The organism is Chitinophaga agri (genome assembly GCF_010093065.1).
Classification (GTDB): Bacteria; Bacteroidota; Bacteroidia; order Chitinophagales; family Chitinophagaceae; genus Chitinophaga; species Chitinophaga agri.
On sequence record NZ_CP048113.1, the window covers coordinates 1,759,071 to 1,780,096 of the forward strand.

Annotated in this window: 17 protein-coding genes; 10 read left to right on the top strand and 7 right to left on the bottom strand. The window is 47.5% G+C overall.

The features are described 5' to 3' along the window. Positions 1-84 precede the first annotated feature (84 nt). Positions 85-1,509: a DHA2 family efflux MFS transporter permease subunit gene (locus tag GWR21_RS06620; protein ID WP_162330960.1), complete on the bottom strand. Its 1,425-nt coding sequence runs from the start codon at positions 1,507-1,509 to the stop codon at positions 85-87. Between the two features lie 531 nt (positions 1,510-2,040). On the opposite strand from GWR21_RS06620, the gene GWR21_RS06625 reads away from it, so the two are divergent. After that, the gene (locus GWR21_RS06625) at positions 2,041-3,819 is read left to right on the top strand and encodes an amidohydrolase (RefSeq protein WP_162330961.1); all 1,779 of its coding nucleotides are present in this window, start codon (positions 2,041-2,043) and stop codon (positions 3,817-3,819) included. A gap of 70 nt (positions 3,820-3,889) precedes the next feature. Here GWR21_RS06625 and GWR21_RS06630 read toward each other — a convergent pair whose 3' ends face one another. Continuing rightward, positions 3,890-4,795: a helix-turn-helix domain-containing protein gene (locus GWR21_RS06630; RefSeq protein WP_162330962.1), complete on the bottom strand. Its 906-nt coding sequence runs from the start codon at positions 4,793-4,795 to the stop codon at positions 3,890-3,892. A 205-nt stretch (positions 4,796-5,000) separates the two neighbouring features. On the opposite strand from GWR21_RS06630, the gene GWR21_RS06635 reads away from it, so the two are divergent. The 6 genes from GWR21_RS06635 (at position 5,001) to GWR21_RS06660 (ending at position 12,829) form a co-directional block, all read left to right on the top strand. Continuing rightward, complete coding sequence (locus tag GWR21_RS06635) at positions 5,001-5,834, top strand: SDR family NAD(P)-dependent oxidoreductase (RefSeq protein ID WP_162330963.1); 834 nt, start codon at positions 5,001-5,003, stop codon at positions 5,832-5,834. Between the two features lie 67 nt (positions 5,835-5,901). Then, positions 5,902-6,699, top strand: coding sequence for a helix-turn-helix domain-containing protein (locus GWR21_RS06640; RefSeq protein WP_162330964.1), 798 nt, complete (start codon positions 5,902-5,904; stop codon positions 6,697-6,699). 236 nt (positions 6,700-6,935) lie between these two features. Then, positions 6,936-7,667, top strand: a complete 732-nt coding sequence (locus GWR21_RS06645; protein WP_162330965.1) for an ImuA family protein — start codon at positions 6,936-6,938, stop codon at positions 7,665-7,667. A gap of 1 nt (position 7,668) precedes the next feature. Continuing rightward, positions 7,669-9,168, top strand: coding sequence for a Y-family DNA polymerase (locus GWR21_RS06650; RefSeq protein WP_162330966.1), 1,500 nt, complete (start codon positions 7,669-7,671; stop codon positions 9,166-9,168). A gap of 12 nt (positions 9,169-9,180) precedes the next feature. After that, entirely contained in the window at positions 9,181-12,381 is a 3,201-nt protein-coding gene (locus GWR21_RS06655; protein ID WP_238430229.1) for an error-prone DNA polymerase, read from the top strand. 49 nt (positions 12,382-12,430) lie between these two features. Beyond that, entirely contained in the window at positions 12,431-12,829 is a 399-nt protein-coding gene (locus tag GWR21_RS06660) for a hypothetical protein (RefSeq protein ID WP_162330967.1), read from the top strand. Positions 12,830-12,832: 3 nt separating this feature from the next. Here the strand turns inward: GWR21_RS06660 and xth are convergent, their stop codons facing one another. Next, positions 12,833-13,612, bottom strand: coding sequence for an exodeoxyribonuclease III (xth, locus tag GWR21_RS06665; protein WP_162330968.1), 780 nt, complete (start codon positions 13,610-13,612; stop codon positions 12,833-12,835). Positions 13,613-13,724: 112 nt separating this feature from the next. Continuing rightward, positions 13,725-14,330, bottom strand: a complete 606-nt coding sequence (locus GWR21_RS06670; protein ID WP_162330969.1) for a carboxypeptidase regulatory-like domain-containing protein — start codon at positions 14,328-14,330, stop codon at positions 13,725-13,727. Positions 14,331-14,602: 272 nt separating this feature from the next. Here GWR21_RS06670 and GWR21_RS06675 point away from each other — a divergent pair, with 272 nt between their 5' ends. The 3 genes from GWR21_RS06675 to GWR21_RS06685 all read left to right on the top strand — a co-directional run bounded on the left by GWR21_RS06675 (position 14,603) and on the right by GWR21_RS06685 (position 17,924). Then, complete coding sequence (locus tag GWR21_RS06675; protein WP_162330970.1) at positions 14,603-15,451, top strand: helix-turn-helix domain-containing protein; 849 nt, start codon at positions 14,603-14,605, stop codon at positions 15,449-15,451. Positions 15,452-15,536: 85 nt separating this feature from the next. Next, a complete protein-coding gene (locus GWR21_RS06680; protein WP_162330971.1) occupies positions 15,537-16,565 on the top strand; it encodes an alpha/beta hydrolase in 1,029 nt (342 codons plus the stop codon). A gap of 159 nt (positions 16,566-16,724) precedes the next feature. Continuing rightward, positions 16,725-17,924, top strand: a complete 1,200-nt coding sequence (locus GWR21_RS06685; protein WP_162330972.1) for an NAD(P)-dependent oxidoreductase — start codon at positions 16,725-16,727, stop codon at positions 17,922-17,924. 80 nt (positions 17,925-18,004) lie between these two features. On the opposite strand, the gene GWR21_RS06690 is transcribed toward GWR21_RS06685, so the two are convergent. The 3 genes from GWR21_RS06690 to GWR21_RS06700 are packed head-to-tail and all read right to left on the bottom strand — an operon-like array spanning position 18,005 to position 20,994. Beyond that, positions 18,005-18,730, bottom strand: a complete 726-nt coding sequence (locus GWR21_RS06690) for a tRNA1(Val) (adenine(37)-N6)-methyltransferase (RefSeq protein ID WP_162330973.1) — start codon at positions 18,728-18,730, stop codon at positions 18,005-18,007. A gap of 6 nt (positions 18,731-18,736) precedes the next feature. After that, positions 18,737-19,750 carry a tRNA (adenosine(37)-N6)-threonylcarbamoyltransferase complex transferase subunit TsaD gene (gene tsaD / locus GWR21_RS06695; RefSeq protein ID WP_162330974.1) on the bottom strand — a complete coding sequence of 338 codons (1,014 nt, stop codon included), beginning with the start codon at positions 19,748-19,750 and terminating at the stop codon, positions 18,737-18,739. Positions 19,751-19,779: 29 nt separating this feature from the next. Beyond that, positions 19,780-20,994 (bottom strand): ABC transporter permease, encoded by a 1,215-nt coding sequence (locus GWR21_RS06700; RefSeq protein ID WP_162330975.1) that lies wholly within the window; start codon positions 20,992-20,994, stop codon positions 19,780-19,782. Between the last annotated feature and the right edge of the window lie 32 nt (positions 20,995-21,026).

The window sequence follows — 21,026 nt, forward strand, 5'->3', positions numbered from 1 at the left end:
AAAAAAACGATAGGTACACTTTTAATGAAAGGTAAATGTGCGTTCATTCAGACACACAGGTGTAGCTGCTAATCCTCAAGCCGTTTAACCGAGTGCCGGTTTTGTTTTGGAACGTTTGAGCCTGGCTGCAGCAGCATGAGGAAGTTTGGATGCTGGTATCAACGTGACCAGCATTAATACGGCGGTGAACAGGAAACCGTCTCTTAACGCATAATGCTCAGCGAGCATGATCTCATATCCCTTGGCGACATAATGGTCGTAAATGTACGTATGCATAGATCCGCTGATGGCAATACCAATAGACCCGCCCAGTTGCAATATGAGGCTGTTAAGAGATGTTGCCGTGGCTGTCTGTGCAGGAGAGACAGCATTCAGCATGGCGGTGGATACAGGTGCGATCAGGAAGCTGATGCCTAATCCACGTACAACCATCGCCAGTATAATGAACCACACCGGTGTATTTGTATCGATCTGTGCAAACAGGAAGAAGGATGCCGATACAAGGCAGATACCGAAGATAGAGATGTTCCTGATCATGCCGGCATCCGCCATCTTACCAGCCATAGGTCTTGTCAGCAACATGACCAGCGCATTCGGTAACAACAGCAGTGCACTCTGGATCTCTGTATATTTAAGGTATCCCTGTAACAGGAAAGGCAGGAAGAACATCCCGCCAAACAAAGCCAGTGAGCGTAGTGCCACGATGATAAAGGCCCTGTTAAAAGCAGCGATACGAAAGACGGAGAGATCCAGTAATGCCTGCGGGCGCCGGGAGGTGCGGATAAACAACCATAATGTAAAGACAGTCAGTACCACCCCTGCTATAAATTGCCAGGAGGTAAAGCCATACTTATCGCTGGTACTCGTCAACGTGAACTGCAGTAGTACGATGAAGCAAACGAAAGCCAGGTATCCCTTAAAATCAAAGGGCGGATTACAACGTTTACGTGTCTTCAGGAATCCCAGGTACCGCATATTCATTAACACCGCGATGATACCTATAGGCAGGTTCACATAGAAGATAGCCTGCCAGCCCAGATATTCTGTCAATACCCCTCCCAGCGTTGGCCCCAGGGCAGGTCCCATCACGTTCCCTATACCCCACCAGCCAATAGCGCTGCCTCTTTCATTCTTAGGGAAACTCTCTGAGAGAATAGCCAGAGAAGTAGGTGCTATTGACCCACCCCCTATTGCCTGGATAACACGGGAGAAGACAAGCATTTGTATACTACCGGAGATACTGCATAGCAAGGAACCCAACGTAAACAGGAGGATGCTGCCCATATAGAGATGGTAATATCCTACGCGGTTCTTTAACCAGTTTGTGAGTGGGATGAACAACAGGAACGTGATCATATAAGCGGTGATCACCAGAGAGACTTCATTCAGATCAACACCGAACTGCCGTTGTATGACGGGAAGCGATACGTTTACGATACTACTGTCAATAGCCGCCATGGACGTCCCTATCATCAGCGTCACCAATACATGTCTTTTGTCTTTCAGCATAGCAGATCAATCTTTATATCGACATCGGATAAACACCCTGTTCCATGATATTATTGCACATATCAAAGAGAAGGGTACCTCATTGCTAAGGTACCCTTTTATAGATCATACCGGTTTAAAGCTGTTGTTCATACTACTGTATTTCATTGCTCTTTCACTTATGACAAAGGATTTCCACCGGAACGTATATATAATGAATGGCAAATTACGTTCCTATGTACCGCATGGATAAAAATAGTGGTGTGCAGCGTGATACAGTGGTCCTATTTCCTTTAATTGTCCGGCGTATTCCACAGTGAGGAACACGTGGCCCGCAACATAGTATTTTATCCATCTCCCATAAAACAAAACGCTCATAGTTGAAAATTTAACACTTCATTATCTTCATTTGTACATTTCATCGTTTTTCTTGCCATTCGATAAATCAGACAAACTTTTCACACTATCCTTAATTGTCCTGACCTTTACTGCGTAGTACTTTTGTGTCGTAGAACAGGATTCGCTCTTATAGCTTTATTTAAACGACAACACATGAAAAAAACTATGCTACCACTTGTGGCGTTACTGGCAGGGATCACCCTCTCGGTGCATGCGCAGCAAAATGCCACGCTGATCATCCACAATGCGAACATTGTAACCCTGGATGACGCCAGACCTCAGGCGCAGGCCATCGCTATTGCCAATGATAAAATTATTGCTGTAGGTAATGACGCTGATATTCTTAAACTGAAAGCAGCAAATACGAAAGTGGTTAGTGCAAATGGACGGACGATCATTCCCGGATTATACGACTCACATCTGCATGTGATCAGAGCCGGCAGATTCTATAATACTGAGTTAAGATGGGACGGTGTAAAATCACTCAAACGAGCATTGCAGATGCTGAAAGAGCAGGCGGCAAGGACACCGAAAGGACAATGGGTAAGAGTAGTAGGCGGCTGGAACGAATACCAGTTTGAAGAAAAACGCCTCCCTACTCTCGAAGAGATCAATGCTGCTACCGGCAATACGCCTACCTTCATTTTGTACCTGTACGCACAGGCTTACTTAAATAAAGCAGGTATCAAAGCGCTGAACATAGATGAGCATACCCCGAATCCTACCGGCGGACTAATACAGAAAGATGCCAACGGACAGCCCACTGGTTTACTCATTGCTGAACCGAATGCCTTTATCCTCTATTCCACCCTGGCGAAACTCCCGGAACTGACTCCCACAGAAAAAGGTAATTCCACGCTAGGCTTCATGAGCGAAATGAACAGACTCGGTGTGACCAGCGTAATGGACGCAGGTGGTGGTTTCCAGAACTTCCCGGATGATTATGGTATCACTGATTCTTTATTTAAGATAGGTCAGCTGACAGTTCGTTTGCCCTATTACCTCTTTGCACAGAAAGGAGGCACAGAACTACAGGACTATAAAAAATGGATCAGCATGGTGGATATTGAACACCAGCATGGTGAAGAAGCAGAGACAGAATATTTTGTAGAAGGCGGTGGTGAGAACCTCGTAGCTACTGGTGGAGATTTTGAGAACTTCCTGAAACCCCGTCCGGAGTTAGTACCTGCCATGGAGTCACAACTAAAAGAAGTGGTAGGTGTACTGGTGAAAAACAGATGGCCATTCCGCCTGCATGCAACCTATAATGAATCCATCACCCGCTTCCTCAATGTCATTGAAGAAGTGAATAAGGAAACGCCCCTGAATGGTTTGCCATGGTTCTTCGATCACGCAGAAACAGTATCAGCAGAAAACCTGCAACGTATCAAAGCACTCAATGGTGGTATCTCTATTCAGCACCGTATGGCATTCCAGGGAGAGAACTTCGTGGCCCGTTATGGTAAACAGGCCGCCCGCAATACACCGCCTATCCGCAAAATGCTGGATATGGGTATCAAAGTAGGCGCCGGTACTGATGGTACCAGGGTGGCCAGCTATAATCCATGGGTATCGTTGTATTGGCTGACTACTGGTAAGACTATCGGCGGACATGACTACACCGACGCACAGAACAAACTTGATCGTATTACGGCATTAAAACTGTATACACAAGGTAGTGCGAGTCTGATCAATCAGCATAACGACAGAGGTACACTGAAAGAAGGATATCTGGCGGACCTCGCTGTGTTAAGTGATAATTACCTGAAAACAGATGCTGAGCAGATTAAGAACATTCATGCACTGCTGACTATTTTAGATGGTAAGATCGTATATGGTGAAGGTGAGTTCAAAGCGATTGCGCCTGTACTGCCTAAAGCTATTCCGGCATGGTCTCCGGTGAACTTCTATGGAGGTTATCAATATAAATAAGACGGGTAAGTATTGATATAGAACAACTGCTCCGGACTTTAACGTTCCGGAGCAGTTGTTTATAAAAAAGTTATGACCGGAAACTTACGGCCGTCATCTTTGCATGCTTCTTAAAGAAGTTGGAGAAATGAGCCAGGTCATCAAACCCCAGTGTATAACCAATGTCATAGATCGTCCGGTCAGTTTGTTTCAACAACATCTTTGCTTCCTGCATCACTCTTTCGCTGATAATTGTTGTAGTGGTTTTACCTGTTTTGGCTTTCAGTACTTTGTTAAGATGATTCACATGTACGGCTAGCCTGTCAGCATATTCTTTCGGCGTACGTAGTTCCAGCCGCTGGTGTGATGCCTGCAACGGAAACTGTCTTTCCAGTAGTTCCATAAAGAGGGACGAGATCCTGTCAGCCGCATTATGTGTGGATGTCAGGGCGGCCATAGGCTGGAGTTTTTGTCCGTAGTGGATCAGCTCCAGTAAAAGGTTCCGTAACAGATCAAACTTAAAAGCATAGTCACCGTTGATCTCCCGCAACATCTTCCGGAAGATGTATTCCAGTTCGGTGACCGCCTCCGGCGTCAGTTCAAAAGCGGGGAGTGCACCTGGCCGGAAGATCGGTAGTTCATCCAGTGCAACACCTGCATGCTGCCGCGTAAGAAAATTAGCTGTGAAAATGCAGAACATCCCCGTCTGGCTATCCTGGGGCAACCAGTGATAAGGTATTCTCGGCGTCGCAAAAAGCAGTGCATTGTCTGCTATTTCTATCACCTTGTCAGCATACTCAGCCCTGCTACGTCCCCGGATCAGGCTGATCTTATAATAATCCCGCCGGCTATAAGGCATCACACGGCTACCTGTCGTATGATCATACAGTTTCTCCGTTTCAAAGACATTAAAATGCCCTGTCTCCTTTGCGATGCCGTCAGGTATCTCAGCGTTTGACCGTTGATAGAAGTCGTCTAAAGAGGTATTTTCGATCATAGTACTTATCAGCTCAGGAAACGAAATTAAAGCTTTTCCTGCCCGTTGCGTAAGGCTATTCTTTGGGGCAAAGGAACAGCAGAAGAAATCATGCGGTACCCTCCAATAATTTTTCCTGACCTTTATAACAAAGCAAATTGACCTCTATAACAAAGCCGGTTGGTCAACCAGTGCCTAATTTTGTGTCTTACAAAACAGGAAGGTTATGCAAAAAGTATGGTTTATAACAGGTAGCGCAAGAGGTCTGGGAAAAAGTCTTACTGCTGCCGTATTAGCAAAAGGGGATCTGGTAGCTGCAACAGCAAGAAATCCCGCGCAACTGGACGCCTTCGTACAGCAATATGGTGATCACATCCTGCCGGTGCAACTGGACGTAACTGACAATGAACAGGTGCGTAAAGCAGTCGAAGCTACCATTGCCCGTTTCGGCAGAATAGATGTACTGGTGAATAATGCCGGTTTTGGCATCATAGGTGCTGCCGAAGCCTTTACCGATGAACAGGTACATAGCCAGCTGGAAACGAACCTCTATGCACCGATCAGGATCACCCGGGTTGTACTGCCTTATATGCGTAAGCAACGGGCTGGCAGGATCCTGCAGATCAGCTCTATAGGTGGCCGCATCACCAGCAGCGGACTGAGTATCTACCAGAGTGCCAAATGGGGACTGTCCGGCTTTGCGGATGCCCTGGCAAAAGAAGTCGATGCCCTGGGTATTAAAGTAACGGCAGTGGAACCTGGCGGTTTCCGCACAGACTGGGCCGGTGACTCTATGACCTATGCGACAGACATAGAAGGGTATGAGTCTACCATCGGACAGCGGACTGAAATCTTCAGATCCGGGAAATTCATCCCAAAAGGCAGTCCTGATAAAGCAGCCGCCGCACTGGTGAATCTGGCAGATCATCCGGAACCACCTGTACACCTGGTATTGGGTAGTGACGCGACCGGCCTCCTCCAGCAGGTAAATGCCCTCAGACAGGCTGAATTTGAACGCTGGCTGGCTGTCAGCGAATCTACGGACGCTGACGAGGCTTAATGATCAATATCATCAGCATAGCTGTTATGATAACAGCTATGCCCTTTTTACTTTTAACCGGCACAATATGAGTGATAATAAACCAGTACAGAAGATCAGCTATTCCTGCTATTTCAATAAGACAAAAGACGGAGAACAGTTTGTTTCTGAACATGTATTCAGTTATCAGGTAGCTGGCAAATTCGTCATGAACGATGGTGAAAAAGAGTATGTGTTCCATGAGGGGGAATTCCGGTTAAATAAAAGGAACACGCTCATTAAATACATCAAATACCCTCCTGCAGAAGGAGAGTATAAGAACATAGCCGTTTATCTGGACCAGCAAACACTACGCAGCTTCAGTGAAGAATATGGTTTTACTTCGGAAAAGCATGTGCAGACACCGCCCATTATCAGTATCCGCCCGCATGCCCTGCTGACAAATTACATGAACTCCCTGCAACCCTACGATCAGTTTGCGCAGCCAGGCAATGAAATACTGGTGTCACTGAAAGTAAAGGAAGCGATCGCATTATTGCTGCAAACAAATCCGCAGTTAAAAGACATTCTTTTCGATCTTTCCGAACCCGGGAAAATTGACCTGGAAGGCTTCATGAACAAAAACTTTCATTTTAACGTTTCCCTCGACCGGTTCTCTTACCTGACTGGCAGAAGCCTGTCTACATTCAAGCGCGATTTTGAAAAAACATTTAATGCATCTCCTGGAAAATGGTTGCAGCAGAAAAGATTACAGGAAGCCTATTTCCGTATAAAAGAAAAAGGTGCTGCGCCTTCTGATGTCTATATTGATGTGGGATTTGAAGACCTCTCCCATTTCTCCTTTGCTTTTAAAAAGATGTATGGTGTGGCACCTAGCAGGATTTAATTTTAATGAGGAATCAGGAATTGAGCTGCTGTTATAGCGTTCCTTTTTATCACAGGGCTGCATTGATGATTGATGTAGTGAGCATGTATGTAATAAATGGCAACATTTAAAAAATTTCCGGGTTTACATAATTTCTGATTAAACTAAAAATAGCTGACGATTTACTAATTTAATTAGTAATATTGCTAAATATATTAGTTGTCAAAAACTAATCGTTCGTAATCAGTCGTCAGCTTATGCGAGTAAAAGCAGATATTATTTCCCAGCTGCAACGGGATATTCTCCGTATGCAGGGATTCCGGTCTACACAACAGGAAAACACGCCTGTAATTGACCTGGGACCCATAAATGCTGCTTTTCCGAATGCAGTTTTTCCAACTGGCGTCATACATGAATTTTTATGCCCTGTTACTGAACAGGCAGCAGCAGCGTCCGGGTTTGTCAGTGCACTTACCGGACATCTGATGCAACATGGTGGTGCCTGCATCTGGATAAGCGTAGCCAGAACACTTTTCCCTCCCTCTCTCAAAGCTTTCGGCATAGAACCGGACAAGGTAATATTCATTGATCTGCAGCGAACAAAAGACGCTCTCTGGACATTAGAAGAAGCCCTCAAATGTGAGGGTATTGCCGCTGTCATAGCTGAAATTCCTGAAATCGGTTTTACACAGTCCCGCAGATTACAACTGGCCGTAGAACAAAGTAAGGTGACCGGTTTTATTCTGCGTACTTCTTCCAGAAATGCCGGCACTACTGCCTGTGTCGCAAGATGGCACATTACCTCCTTACCCAGTGCCATAGAAAATGATATGCCTGGTGTAGGATATCCCCGCTGGCAGGTTGAACTACTCAAAGTACGCAATGGCCGCAACGGTACCTGGAAAATGGAATGGTCAGAAGGTCGTTTCAGTCCTATACAGGAACAACCGGCCGCGGTCATATCAGAACATCAGTTAAAAACAGGGTGATATGTCCGCACGTTTTGTTACGATATGGTTTCGTCACTTAGCGACGGACTGGCTCATCCGCCGGCAGCCTGAACTGCAACACGTCCCTTTCGTGTTTGCAGCGCCCATACATGGCAGGATGGTAATTACCGCTGCCAGTATACCTGCTGAAACACAGGGTATCAGCCCAGGTATGCCGGTAGCCGATGCCAAGGCCATTGTACCTGGTCTGCAGGCATTCGATGCCATACCGGAAAAAGACGCCCAGTTACTGCATGCACTGGGCGAATGGTGTATCCGTTATACACCGCTCGTAGCTGTTGATCTGCCTGACGGACTTATTCTCGATATCAGTGGATGTGCACACCTGTGGGGTGGCGAAAAAGAATACCTGAAAGAGATCATTACCAAACTACGTGCAATTGGTTATGATGTACGTGGCGCTATGGCTGACACGATCGGCACTGCCTGGGCTGTGAGCCGTTATGGCAAGATCAAACCTATCATAGAAAGCGGTGAACAGGCTGCCGCATTGCATCCGCTGCCCCCAGCCGCCTTACGCCTGTCGCCCGATACACTGGAACGGTTACATAAACTGGGACTACACCAGATCGGCAGCTTTATGAATATGCCCGGCAGGGTACTACGCAGGCGTTTCGGCCCGTCATTATTATCCAGGCTTACACAGGCACTGGGGTATGAAATAGAGTCCATACAGCCGTTATATCCTGCTGTTCCCTACGTAGAACGCCTTCCCTGCCTGGAGCCCATACGTACTGCTACCGGTATTGAAATAGCCATCAAAACACTGCTGGACAAGTTATGTGCACGCTTACAACAGGAGGGGCAGGGATTACGAACCGCTACCCTGAAAGGATACCGTACTGACAACAGGATGGTACAGGTAACGATCGGCACGAACCGGGCTTCTAATAATCCGGCGCACCTTTTTAAACTCTTTGAATTAAAAATACCGGCAATAGAACCTGCGCTCGGTATTGAACTTTTTACACTGGAAGCCGAAAAAACAGAAGAAGCTGCACCTGCGCAGGAAGCCTTATGGACTGCCGGCCCGGGGCTGAACAATCCTTCTGTAGCGGCCTTACTGGACAGACTGGCCGGAAAAATAGGAGCAGATAATATTCACCGCTATCTTCCACAGGAACACTACTGGCCGGAACGTGCCATCAAACAAACACCCTCTCTGGAAGAACAACCGGCTACTACCTGGCGAACAGATAAACCAAGACCGGTACAATTACTCGCCCAGCCAGCCCCTATTGAAGTCACAGCGCCCATACCGGATTATCCGCCGATGTTATTCCGCTATAAAGGAAAACTGCATGAGATCAGGAAAGCAGACGGGCCGGAACGCATAGAAAGGGAATGGTGGCTCGATGGCGGGGAACACAGGGATTACTACACCGTAGAAGATAAAGACGGACAACGGTATTGGTTATTCAGATCAGGACATTATGCCGAAAAGAAATCACAATGGTTTATTCATGGATTTTTTGCGTAGAGAACAAGTGATATGATGGAATACATTGAACTACAGGTAACCAGTAATTTTAGCTTCCTCCGCGGAGCCTCCCATCCTGATGAGATGGTGGAACAGGCTGCGGCTTATGGTTATAAGGCAATTGCTATCACTGACCGCAATACACTGGCTGGTATCGTACGTGCACATGCAGCAGCAAAAGCAAAAGGTATACGTATTATTCCTGCCTGCAGACTGGATCTGCTGGATGGTCCCTCCCTATTGGCATACCCTACCGACAAAGCAGCTTACAGCAGGTTATCCTCCCTGTTAACCAAAGGAAATCTGCGGGCAGAAAAAGGAGATTGTCATCTCTACAAAAAAGATGTATTTGAACATGCGGAAGGCATTATTTTCATTGTCATACCTCCTGATCACCTGAATACGAAATTTGATTTCGATCTTTCATTTAAGAACGCTTTAAATGAGTACAGCACTGCATTAGGCGATCGCCTGTATATAGCCATTACCCGTTCCTATCTGGGTGATGATCATAAGAAAATGTACCGGGTAGCACAGCTGTCTGCATTGTATAATATCAGAATGGTCGCTACCAACGATGTACATTATCATGAGCCGGAACGGCGCCAGTTACAGGATATACTGACCTGCGTGCGCGAAAAATGTACCATCTACAATGCCGGCTTCCGCTTACACCAGAACGCAGAAAGATACCTGAAACCAGCTCATGAAATGCACCGGCTGTTCCGGCAATATCCGGAAGCCGTACGCCATGCACAGTTCATTGCAGATGCCTGTCAATTCACCCTGGATAGTCTGCAATATGTATATCCCGAAGAACTCACCACTGAAGGCCGCACTCCGCAGGAAGAGCTGACCTTCCTGGCCTGGGAAGGCGCACGTGAAAGATTTGGAGATACAATTCCCGAAAAGATCTCGGCGGCTATTGTATATGAACTTTCATTTATGGAGGAGATGAACTACGCGGCTTATTTCCTCACAGTATACGACATCGTACGTTTCGCAAGGAAGCAGGGTATACTCTGCCAGGGCCGTGGCTCAGCGGCCAATTCAACGGTTTGTTATTGTCTCGGCATCACCTCCGTCAATCCTACCAAATTTGACCTGCTCTTTGAACGGTTTATCTCTTCTGCCCGTAATGAACCACCCGATATAGATGTTGACTTTGAACATGAGCGCCGGGAGGAAGTTATGCAGTATATCTACAACAAATACGGACGGGACAGAGCCGCGATCGTCGCGACGGTCACACAGCAACATCAGAAAGGTGCCATCAGGGACGTGGGTAAGGCAATGGGATTATCGGTGGATACGATCAACCGGCTGTCTACCTCAATCTGGCGGTATAGTGATGAATGGTTTGACGAACATCGTATTGCGGAACATGGTTTGAACCCGGAAGACCCGCATCTGAAAAAAGTACTGGCACTCACAAGACAAATGATGGGCTTTCCGAGGCAATTGGGCCAGCATACAGGAGGCTTTGTCATTACACAGGGTAAGCTGGCCGACCTGTGTCCGATACTCAATGCACGTATGGAAAACCGTACCTGTATCGAATGGAATAAGGATGATATTGATACCCTGGGTTTTCTGAAAATAGATATACTGGCACTGGGGATGCTGACCTGTATCCGGAAAGCGTTTGACCTGGCGAAACAACACCATGATAAAGCTTATACACTGGCCAATATACCGGAAGACGATCCCTATGTATATGAGATGATCAGCCATGCAGATACGATCGGTGTGTTTCAGATTGAAAGCCGTGCGCAACAATCTATGTTACCCCGCCTGCGCCCGGAGAACTTTTATGACCTGGTAATAGAGGTGGCCATCGTACGGCCCGGTCCTATTCAGGGAGACATGGTACATCCTTATCTGCGCAGGCGTAATGGACAAGAAACACCAGACTACCCCAAAGGCCTGGAAGAGATCTTAAAAAGAACTTTAGGCGTTCCGCTGTTTCAGGAGCAGGCGATGAAAATAGCGATTGTAGCAGCAGGCTTCTCACCCACAGAAGCAGATGAATTACGGCGTAGTATGGCTACCTTCCGGCTCAAAGGTGTGGTGGGAAAATTTGAAAAGAAACTAATAGAAGGTATGACGGCCCGTGGCTATGAGCCGGACTTTGCGAAGCGTATATTCAAGCAACTGGAAGGCTTCGGTAGTTACGGTTTCCCTGAAAGTCATGCCGCCAGTTTTGCACTGCTGGTGTATGTTTCTTCCTACCTCAAATGCTATTACCCGGATGTATTCGCCTGCGCATTGCTGAACAGTATGCCGATGGGGTTTTACCAGCCCGCACAGATTGTCAGCGATGCACGTGCCAATAAAGTGGAAGTACGACCGGTAGATATCAATCATTCATACTGGGATAATACACTGGAAGCCCGTACACAGCATGACATCACCGCAATACACCCGGAGGATGACAATAATGACACCGGCAAAAAGAAGATCCATCTTTGCCCGCTAAGGCTTGGTTTCCGGCAGATAACTGGTTTGCGGGAGGAAGATATACAGGTCTTACTATCTGCAAGAAAAAACGGGTTCCAGGACATTCTCACCCTGCGGGAGGCAGGTGTATCACAGACGACATTGGAAAAACTGGCGGACGCAGATGCATTCAGGTCTATCGGACTTGACAGACGCAGGGCACTGTGGGAAATATCCTCCCTGCATGACCGTCCCACGGGACTGTTCACCGGACAACCTTCTGAAAGCACTACAGAGCAACCGGTCACCCTGCCGGAAATGTCCGCCCCTGAACATGTCGTTCAGGATTACAACGCCACATCCCTCTCCCTGAAGGCACACCCGGTTAGTTTTACAAGAGAGAAACTCAGTCTGCTACACGTTTCTGCCGCCAGCGACCTGCCCGGCATCCGGGATGGCATGCCGGTGAAGGTCGCTGGACTGATACTGGTCAGACAACGTCCAGGTACGGCAAAAGGTGTTTGTTTTATTACACTTGAAGATGAGACCGGCTGTATGAACCTCGTGGTATTCCATCAACTCTTCGAAAAGTTCAGAAAAGAGATACTACAGTCAAAATTATTGATGGTGGAGGGTAAACTGCAACGGGAAGGCGAAGTGGTCCATATCGTCGTAAAACATTGCTATAATCTCAATAAATTACTGGAAACGGAGATGAGCAGGCAGGTAGCAGAAACGGCTATAAAAATACCGGGTGCGAGAAACTTTAGATAACAAGGAATTAAGGATCGGGAATCAGGAATTGGTTTACCTTTGTCTCGCTATGAAAAAGACCATACTTCTGCTCGCCTCCCTCTTCGGCCTGACCGCTACCTACGCCCAGCGCAAGTCCGATACCACTTTCAGCAACAGGCTCTCCAGGGAATGGAAACTTCAGTACTATGGAGACAACGGTAAAAAACAACCGCCTTCAAAGCAGCAGCTGGAAGACAGAATGTTCTTTTACAAAGATTACCGGGTATTATCCATCGCAGAAGGGAAAAAGGAATACGGGGTATGGCAGTATGACCCTACGAAAAAACTGCTGACCATTACTGATAACAACACCGGAAAGACGACAGCATTTGAGGTATTGCTACTTAATAATGAGGAGTTTATAGCTGGCTATAAAGACCCTAACGGTACTGTGCTGGAAATACATATGCTGGCGGTCAGCAAATAAGGGTTATTTGCCTTTCACCTCAATCCATACCGGCGCATGATCGCTGGTCTTTTCCCATCCCCGGACATGATGGTCTACACCCGCCGCCTTTAGACGTTTATCAAAATGTTTACTAAGCAGGAAGTGATCAATGCGTAAGCCTGCATTACGCCCATACGCGTTCCTGAAATAGTCCCAGAAGGTATAGATCTTCTCATCAGGATATAACTTGCGGATCGCATCCGTCCATCCCAGTTCCACCAGCTCCCTGAAAGCAGCCCTTGTCTCCGGTCTGAACAGTGCATCATCTACCCAGCGTTCTGGTTTGTAGACATCCAGTTCTGCAGGCATCACATTGTAGTCGCCGGTCAGAATAACGGGCACGTCCTGCGCCAGCAGCTCTTTAGCATGTTTGATCAGGCGTTTGAACCAGCTGAGCTTATAATCGAATTTAGGACCCGGCGCCGGATTTCCGTTAGGCAGATAAAGGCATCCGAGCAGGAAATCACCATTCACGACCGCTTCTATATACCGGCTATGTACATCTTCAGGATCGCCGGGCAGCGCCCTCCGCACTTCTTCCAACTGTAAATTGCGGGCAAGGATAGCCACCCCGTTCCAGCTCTTCTGTCCGTGCCAGATGGCATTGTAGCCAGCATCCCTGATCGCCTGTTCCGGAAACTTCTCCTGCGGCGCTTTCAGTTCCTGCAAACAAACCACATCCGGTGCAGCCTCTTCCAGCCAGCGAAGCAGTATGGGTAAACGTCCGTTAACACCATTGACGTTGTAAGTAGCTATTTTCATAAGCATTAACAATGAGTAATTAATAATCAGCAATTACTTAGCCACAAGTCTGTTACATGCTAATAAAGCTAATTACTAATTATCAATTACTCATCATTAATTTCAACGTAACCTAGTGAAGCTTCACCCGTACAACCTCTCCCGATTCCTTTATCTCCACATATTCTTCTATCCTGTCGGAGTGGCTGACGCTATAGTACTGAGGAGTATAATAGTCTGTACGTCCGTACCCGTTGTAACCACTTCCCGTGTATACATTTGTGGCGTGTGTAGTAGACCAGCCTACGATCGCCTGCAAGAAATACCTGCCCGGCTTCATTTCCGTAAAAGTGAAGTTACCGTAGTTATCCGTGGTTGTCTCCAGGCGAAACCGGTATGCCTCGTTAGACATGTACACGTAGGTCTTCTTCCCTTCCTTCTTCCGGCGCAGTTCACGCCAGGCTTCGAAATACGGTGTTACGGGAAACAGCACGATCTTAGTATTGGTAGCATAGATGCGGCTACCCAATGGCGCCTTGAACCCCATATTGTTCTTCTCCTTGGTAAATGCGATGCCCTGGATCGTACCGGTTCCCCTTTTCAGCTGTTCCCTTGCTGTCAGGGAGTCAAAAGCAAATTCCGGATAGATCACCTTCGGCGGTTTAGGGCCACGTTGAGCAAAAGACATTCCTGTCAGGCATACGAATGCCATGGTCAATACTGATGTTGCAATTCTCATTATACTTAACTGTTTGTTAGCCTATGGTTTAACTAACTGTTTCAAGGTATTAAGGTCTTTCTATCAGGGGTTTTCGCTGTGCATTGTGTTTACGACAGGCGCTAAGGTATAGTATTTTCGTCTATTATTATAAAAATTTGTGGTAGCACCGCCTGCTCTACAGCCTTCGCTGTTAGGACACCCTACCCCTATTCAGGCGCAGTAACCATACCTATCCGGCTACCTGCATATCACCTGCTCCGTAGCTTTAAAAAAGACGATACATTTGCCATATGGAAAATGTGCTCAAACAATTCTTCTCCAGGAAATTCGGATTCATTGAATTTGACGCTGAAGCGGCTAATGATACGCTATACGAAGCGTATAATTCCTTTATCAAAGTACTCTTCCTGGAAGCCGGGGCGGAGGTAATGGTTGACTTTAAAGAATATAAACTGGAACAGGATGCCCTGTTTTTTATTAAAGACGGACAATGGTACAAATGTGCAGGCAATGGTACCCTTCTCTATTATAACCGTGATTTCTATTGTATACAGATCCACGATAAAGAGGTCGCCTGTGACGGCTTACTATATAATAACGTATATGATATACCGGTGGTATTCCTCAACGAAGAGACATCACGTCAGACCAGACATATCCTGGAAGAAATAAAAAATGAAACGTCCAGTGAGGAGAGCAATACAGAAGAAATGATCAGGATATTCCTTAAACAACTGATCATCCGTTCTACAAGGATGTGGAAGAAAGCGCACGACCTGGCCGATAACAGCGCCTCACAGGAAGTGGAATTTATACGCAGGTTCAGTCAGCTGGTGGAGTCTCATTATATACAACATCACAATGTGGCGGAATATGCCTCCATGCTGAATATCACACCGAAGGCACTCAGTAAGAAAATATCCAGGCATAGTAACAAAAGCCCCAACGATATTATTAAAGACCGTATTATACTAGAGGCTAAACGTCTACTGATCCACACAGACCTGACGGTAAAAGAGATCGGCTATAAGCTCGGATACGAAGATCCTGCCTATTTCGTACGTCTCTTCACCAATCAGACCGACACCTCTCCCCTGCTTTTCAGAAAAAAATACGCGGAAGGGGAAAAAGTGCAATAACTGTCGTTATTCGTACATTGATCGAACCGGCTTACTGCTGTAGTTTTGTGTTATCAAATTAATTGAACACATCAACACACAGAAAATGAAAAAGCAATTATTATCTCTCGCAGCTGCTACTATATTCAGTTTAGGTGCTTTTGCCCAGTCAGTAAATCCAGACAACGATCCGGCTATCGATATACATGTGAAAGCATTCCTGCACGCTTTAAATTCAGGCGGCGGTGCACCATTAGAAACATTATCTCCTAAAGATGCGCGTGAAGTACTGGTAGGTGCACAGAAGAGCGTGAAGGTAGATATCTCCGGCATCACCGTAAGCGAAAAAACAATCACTGAAGATGGTCAGACCGTAAAACTGCACATCGTTCGCCCTGAAGGTGCAAAAGGTGTACTGCCGGTATTTATGTTCTTCCACGGTGGTGGATGGGTACTGGGAGATTTCCCTACACACCAGCGTCTAGTACGTGACCTCGTGGTAACTTCCGGTGCAGTAGCTGTATTTGTAGACTACACACCTTCTCCTGAAGCACATTATCCGGTAGCGATCAACCAGGCATACGCTGCTACTAAATGGGTAGCTGCTCATGGTAAAGAGCTCAATGTAGACAGCAAACGTCTGGCTGTGGTAGGTAACAGCGTAGGTGGTAACATGGCCGCCGTAGTGGCCCTGATGGCGAAAGATAAGAATGGTCCTGCTATCAAATTACAGGTACTGCTGTGGCCTGTAACTGATGCGAACTTCGAAACCGGTTCATACAACCAGTATGCAGAACAACGCTTCCTGACCAAAAACATGATGAAATGGTTCTGGGATAATTATACCACTAACCCTGCTGAAAGAAAAGAGATCTATGCGTCTCCGTTACAGGCTTCGCTGGATCAGCTGAAAGGTTTACCTCCGGCACTGGTACAGGTAGCAGAGAACGATGTACTGCGTGACGAAGGTGAAGCATATGCACGTAAAATGGATGCTGCTGGTGTACCGGTAACATTAGTAAGATACGATGGTACTATTCACGACTACGGTCTGCTGAATCCTATCGCTACAGTTCCTTCTACACGCTCAGCCATGTTACAGGCGGGTAACGAAATAAAACTGCACCTCAAATAAGCAACGGTTCATACAAACAAAGGGCATCCCCTGACAGTGTTCAATATGCTGTCAGGGGATGCCTGATTTTACGCCTTGCCTTCTGTATCTGCATCACTTCCGCAGGCACTCCCGTGGAATACGAATATGTGTTATATTTGGTTACACCAAAACCCAGTTATGCTACACATCGGTCTTATACGGGAAGAGAAACAACCACACGATAACAGGGTCGCCTTTACGCCACAACAATGCCAGTGGATCAAAAAACACTATCCGGAGGTGAACATTACGGTACAACCTTCTTCATGGCGCTGCTTTACAGATGATGAATATACATCCGCCGGCATAACATTGTCCGAAGACCTTTCTTCATGTGACGTATTGCTCGGTATCAAGGAAGTACCTGCCAGCCTGCTCATCCCCGGAAAAAAATACCTGTTCTTCTCACATACCCGTAAAAAACAGCCGCATAACAGGCACATGCTGCAGACCATCCTGCAAAAGAACATTACACTGATCGACTATGAATGCCTGGTACATGCGGATGGAGCACGTATCCTTGGATTTGGCTTCTTTGCCGGTGTGGTCGGCGCGCATAACGGACTGCTCACCTATGGTAAAAAGACCGGCGCCTATCAGCTCATCCCCGTACACCGTTGTCACGATTTTAAAGAACTGATCAATCATTACTTCGGCGCCAAACTACCGCCACTGAAAATTGTGATCACCGGCTCCGGCCGTGTTGCCGCGGGTACCCTGGAAGTTATGGGGCTGCTGGGTATCAAATACATTCCACCGGAAGAATACCTGATCAATCAATACGCATATCCTGTCTACACACAACTCAAAGCCGGAGAGCTGTACCTGCGTAAATCCGATAAGACCTACAGCAGGGAAGACTTCCACCTCCATCCAGAAACATACGACTGCCGTTTTCTGCCTTTTGTGACATGCTCGGACATACTCATGAACGGTATTTACTGGGATGAGCGTATCCCTCCCCTGTTCACCTGGAATGACCTGGCGAAAGACAATTTCCGCATCAGGGTCATTGCCGATATTACAGATGATACAAATGGCTCTATTCCCTCGAATCTGGGCGATTCCAGTATTGAAGATCCTGTGTATGGTGTAGACCGGCAAACCCGTGAAAAAACGGCGCCTTTCCTGCCGGATACGCTTGATATGATGTGTGTGAGCAACCTTCCTAATGAACTGCCCAGAGATGCCTCTCAGTATTTCGGAGACCAGCTGATGAAATACGTCTTTGACGAGTTACAAAAAACGGACAGTGAAACGATCCGGAATGCCACGATTGCGGATCATGGAAAGCTGACGGAGCGCTTTGCGTATTTACAGGATTATGTGGAAGAGTAAGCAGCAATGAGGAATTTGAAATGAGTAATTGCTGTAATGGACTGTCTGCCGCGTAGTGGACGTCCTCATATAACACTGTATCACAGGAAGAGATAGTAGGGCTTTAATAACGCAATAAATGCCGGCGTATAGGTCTTTTTATCTGCTTCACGGATGGATAACGTATGCTGATCACAAATACCTGCCTCCCGGCTGAAAATGCCCACACTGCGGAAATAGCCATGCTGCTCACTCTGTTTGACGTGTAATACTTCCCGGAGGAAAAAGCCCGCCTGCTGAGCCAGTGACACAAAGTCTGCAAAAGGGATATACGGCAACAACACAGAAAACTGTCCCGTTGGGGAAAGCTGCTGATCTATTACCTGCAACAGGTCACTATAATCCAGCGTTGTCGCATGCATCGCCTGATTACGCAGCTGATCGCTGCTTTTCAGGTCAGACTCATAGAACGGCGGGTTCGTGATGATAAAGTCATAGGGGGTACCAACAGGCAGGTGCTTCGCATCAGTCTCCACCACCTGCAAACGCTGCTGCCAGGGGGAAGCCGCATAATTAGCCTCCGCCTGCCCGGCAGCCGCCGGGTCCAGTTCAATACCGGTAATAGCCGCATCAGGAAGTTCCTGTGCCAGCATCAGGGACAACAGTCCTGTACCGGCGCCTATGTCCAGCACACGATGTATACCTGGCGTGCCGTGGAGATAGGCAGCCGTATATGCGCCCTGCAGACAGGCATCTGTGCAGACCTTCATCGCACAGGCCTCCTGGTTGACAGTAAATTGCTTGAATTGGAAATAGTGATTGGCCATGGGCAGTTACTGATGATCAAAACCGGCCCTTGCTCCCGGTACAGCGTCCAGTCCTACAAATTCTCCTGCCTGATATTTATACCAGGCTGTCATGGCGATCATTGCAGCATTGTCGGTACAATACTCAAATTTCGGGATATAGGTCTTCCAGCCATATTTTTCTCCATATTGCTGTAAAGCAGTACGCAGACCCGAATTAGCACTCACCCCGCCCGCAATACCGATCTGTTTGATACCGGTCTCCCTGGAGGCTTTGGCCAGTTTGTTCAGCAGGATGCTGACAATACGGTGCTGGATGGAAGCGCAGATATCCGCCATATTGTTTTCGGTGAACTGCGGATCTTTGGCCTGCTGCTCCTGGAGGAAATACAGGATGGAAGTCTTCAGACCACTAAAGCTGAAGTTCAATCCGGGAATCTGGGGTTCAGGAAATTTGAATCTGTCCGGATTGCCTTCGCGGGCGTATTTATCGATCAATGGGCCGCCCGGGTACGGCAGTCCCAGTAATTTTGCACTCTTATCAAATGCCTCACCGGCAGCGTCGTCCAGCGTTTCTCCGATCACTTTCATCTGCAGGGGACTATCACAGCGTACGATCTGGGTATGACCACCTGACACGGTCAGACAAAGAAAAGGGAAAGACGGCTTTTCATCACCGATGAAGTTAGCCAGTACGTGGGCCTGCATGTGATGCACAGCGATCAGTGGAATGTCCAGGGCCAGGGCCATAGACTTCGCAAAACAACTTCCCACCAGCAGGGAACCGATCAGTCCCGGCGCCTGGGTAAAGGCGATCGCATTTAGTTCATCCTTGCGTACGCCGGCCACTTTCAGTGCCTGGTCGACAACAGGGACAATATTCTCCTGGTGAGCACGGGATGCCAGTTCAGGCACGACACCACCATATTGCTCATGGATGGTTTGATTGGCAATAAAATTAGACAGGATCTTTCCATCGGCCAGTACAGAAGCACTCGTTTCATCACACGATGACTCTATGGCCAGTATTTTTACAGACATGCCCGCAAAGGTAATAAATTATAGCCTTATCAGTTGCTCCGGATAGCCACTACCGGATCCAGGTTAGCGGCCAGGTATGCCGGAATAAAGCCGGCGATAATGCCTACGATGGAAGAAACAGATACGCCGAGGATAATATTATTGATAGTGAGTGTGAACTCAAAGAAGTGCAGGCTATTTACGGCAAGCGTGATCATCCATACCAGGAAGAGACCCAGCAGCCCTCCCAGCAGGCACAGGATCATCGATTCAATCAGAAATTCCATCATGATCACCTTTTTACGGGCACCGATGGCTTTTTTCAGTCCGATGATATTGGTACGCTCCTTTACCGTCACGAACATGATATTGGCGATACCGAAACCACCTACGATGAGTGCAAAACCGGCAATGAGCCAGCCCCCGAGGTTCACCATACCGAATACCTTGTTCAGATCGCCGGTTACGGCAGTGATCTCGTTCAGGGAGAAGTCATCCTCTTCCTTCGGGCGCAAACGGCGAACACTGCGCATCACACCCCGCAGCTCGTCCTTCAGCTGTAATACTGACGCACCGGGAGCCGCCTTTACCAGGATGAACGGATCCGCATAGCGGCGTTCATCTACAATGGTACGGCCATATATGTAAGGTACAACTACACAGTTGTCATAGTTGATGCCATCTACCAGACTGGCCCCTTTTTTCTTGAGGGTGCCGATGACCCGGCAGGGACGACCTGCAATCGCAATGGTCTTGCCCATGGCTTTCTCGGCGGTGCCGAACAGCCCTTCCCAGATATTGGCACCCAGGATAGCCACATTAGCCCCGGTTTCATTCTCCTTACCGGCAAAAAAACGACCGGAAATGAATGTCAGTGCCTGGATCTTTTCGTAATCACCACTTACGGCAAACAACTCCGTTCCTTCCATATACCCGTCTTTATACTCCACCCTTTTGCCACCGGAAGAGAATGCAAAGGCCGACAGCCCGGCACTCTGTACTTTATCCTTGATAGGCGTCAGTTCCTGGTACTTCGGCAGCGGCCGGTTTACATATTTCCACCAGGGAAAATCCGGACCACCGTCCCAGGGCCATTTCTGAATGTATACCACATCGCTGCCCAGGGTCTGGACCTCATTACGGACATTTCTTTCCAGGCTGTCAGTAGCAGTGAGAACGGCGATGATACAGAATATACCGATAGTGATACCCAGGAGGGATAAAAACGTGCGAAGCTTGTTAACCTTCAGCTCCAGAACCGCCATCTTAAGGCTGTTCCACAAAATTTTGATCGTGG

Bases quoted from the DNA above. Each gene is read 5' to 3' on its own strand.
- GWR21_RS06620 (WP_162330960.1), bottom strand. From the start codon at position 1,509: ATGCTGAAAGACAAAAGACATGTATTGGTGACGCTGATGATAGGGACG.
- GWR21_RS06625 (WP_162330961.1), top strand. From the start codon at position 2,041: ATGAAAAAAACTATGCTACCACTTGTGGCGTTACTGGCAGGGATCACC.
- GWR21_RS06630 (WP_162330962.1), bottom strand. From the start codon at position 4,795: ATGATCGAAAATACCTCTTTAGACGACTTCTATCAACGGTCAAACGCT.
- GWR21_RS06635 (WP_162330963.1), top strand. From the start codon at position 5,001: ATGCAAAAAGTATGGTTTATAACAGGTAGCGCAAGAGGTCTGGGAAAA.
- GWR21_RS06640 (WP_162330964.1), top strand. From the start codon at position 5,902: ATGAGTGATAATAAACCAGTACAGAAGATCAGCTATTCCTGCTATTTC.
- GWR21_RS06645 (WP_162330965.1), top strand. From the start codon at position 6,936: ATGCGAGTAAAAGCAGATATTATTTCCCAGCTGCAACGGGATATTCTC.
- GWR21_RS06650 (WP_162330966.1), top strand. From the start codon at position 7,669: ATGTCCGCACGTTTTGTTACGATATGGTTTCGTCACTTAGCGACGGAC.
- GWR21_RS06655 (WP_238430229.1), top strand. From the start codon at position 9,181: ATGATGGAATACATTGAACTACAGGTAACCAGTAATTTTAGCTTCCTC.
- GWR21_RS06660 (WP_162330967.1), top strand. From the start codon at position 12,431: ATGAAAAAGACCATACTTCTGCTCGCCTCCCTCTTCGGCCTGACCGCT.
- xth (WP_162330968.1), bottom strand. From the start codon at position 13,612: ATGAAAATAGCTACTTACAACGTCAATGGTGTTAACGGACGTTTACCC.
- GWR21_RS06670 (WP_162330969.1), bottom strand. From the start codon at position 14,330: ATGAGAATTGCAACATCAGTATTGACCATGGCATTCGTATGCCTGACA.
- GWR21_RS06675 (WP_162330970.1), top strand. From the start codon at position 14,603: ATGGAAAATGTGCTCAAACAATTCTTCTCCAGGAAATTCGGATTCATT.
- GWR21_RS06680 (WP_162330971.1), top strand. From the start codon at position 15,537: ATGAAAAAGCAATTATTATCTCTCGCAGCTGCTACTATATTCAGTTTA.
- GWR21_RS06685 (WP_162330972.1), top strand. From the start codon at position 16,725: ATGCTACACATCGGTCTTATACGGGAAGAGAAACAACCACACGATAAC.
- GWR21_RS06690 (WP_162330973.1), bottom strand. From the start codon at position 18,730: ATGGCCAATCACTATTTCCAATTCAAGCAATTTACTGTCAACCAGGAG.
- tsaD (WP_162330974.1), bottom strand. From the start codon at position 19,750: ATGTCTGTAAAAATACTGGCCATAGAGTCATCGTGTGATGAAACGAGT.
- GWR21_RS06700 (WP_162330975.1), bottom strand. From the start codon at position 20,994: ATGGCGGTTCTGGAGCTGAAGGTTAACAAGCTTCGCACGTTTTTATCC.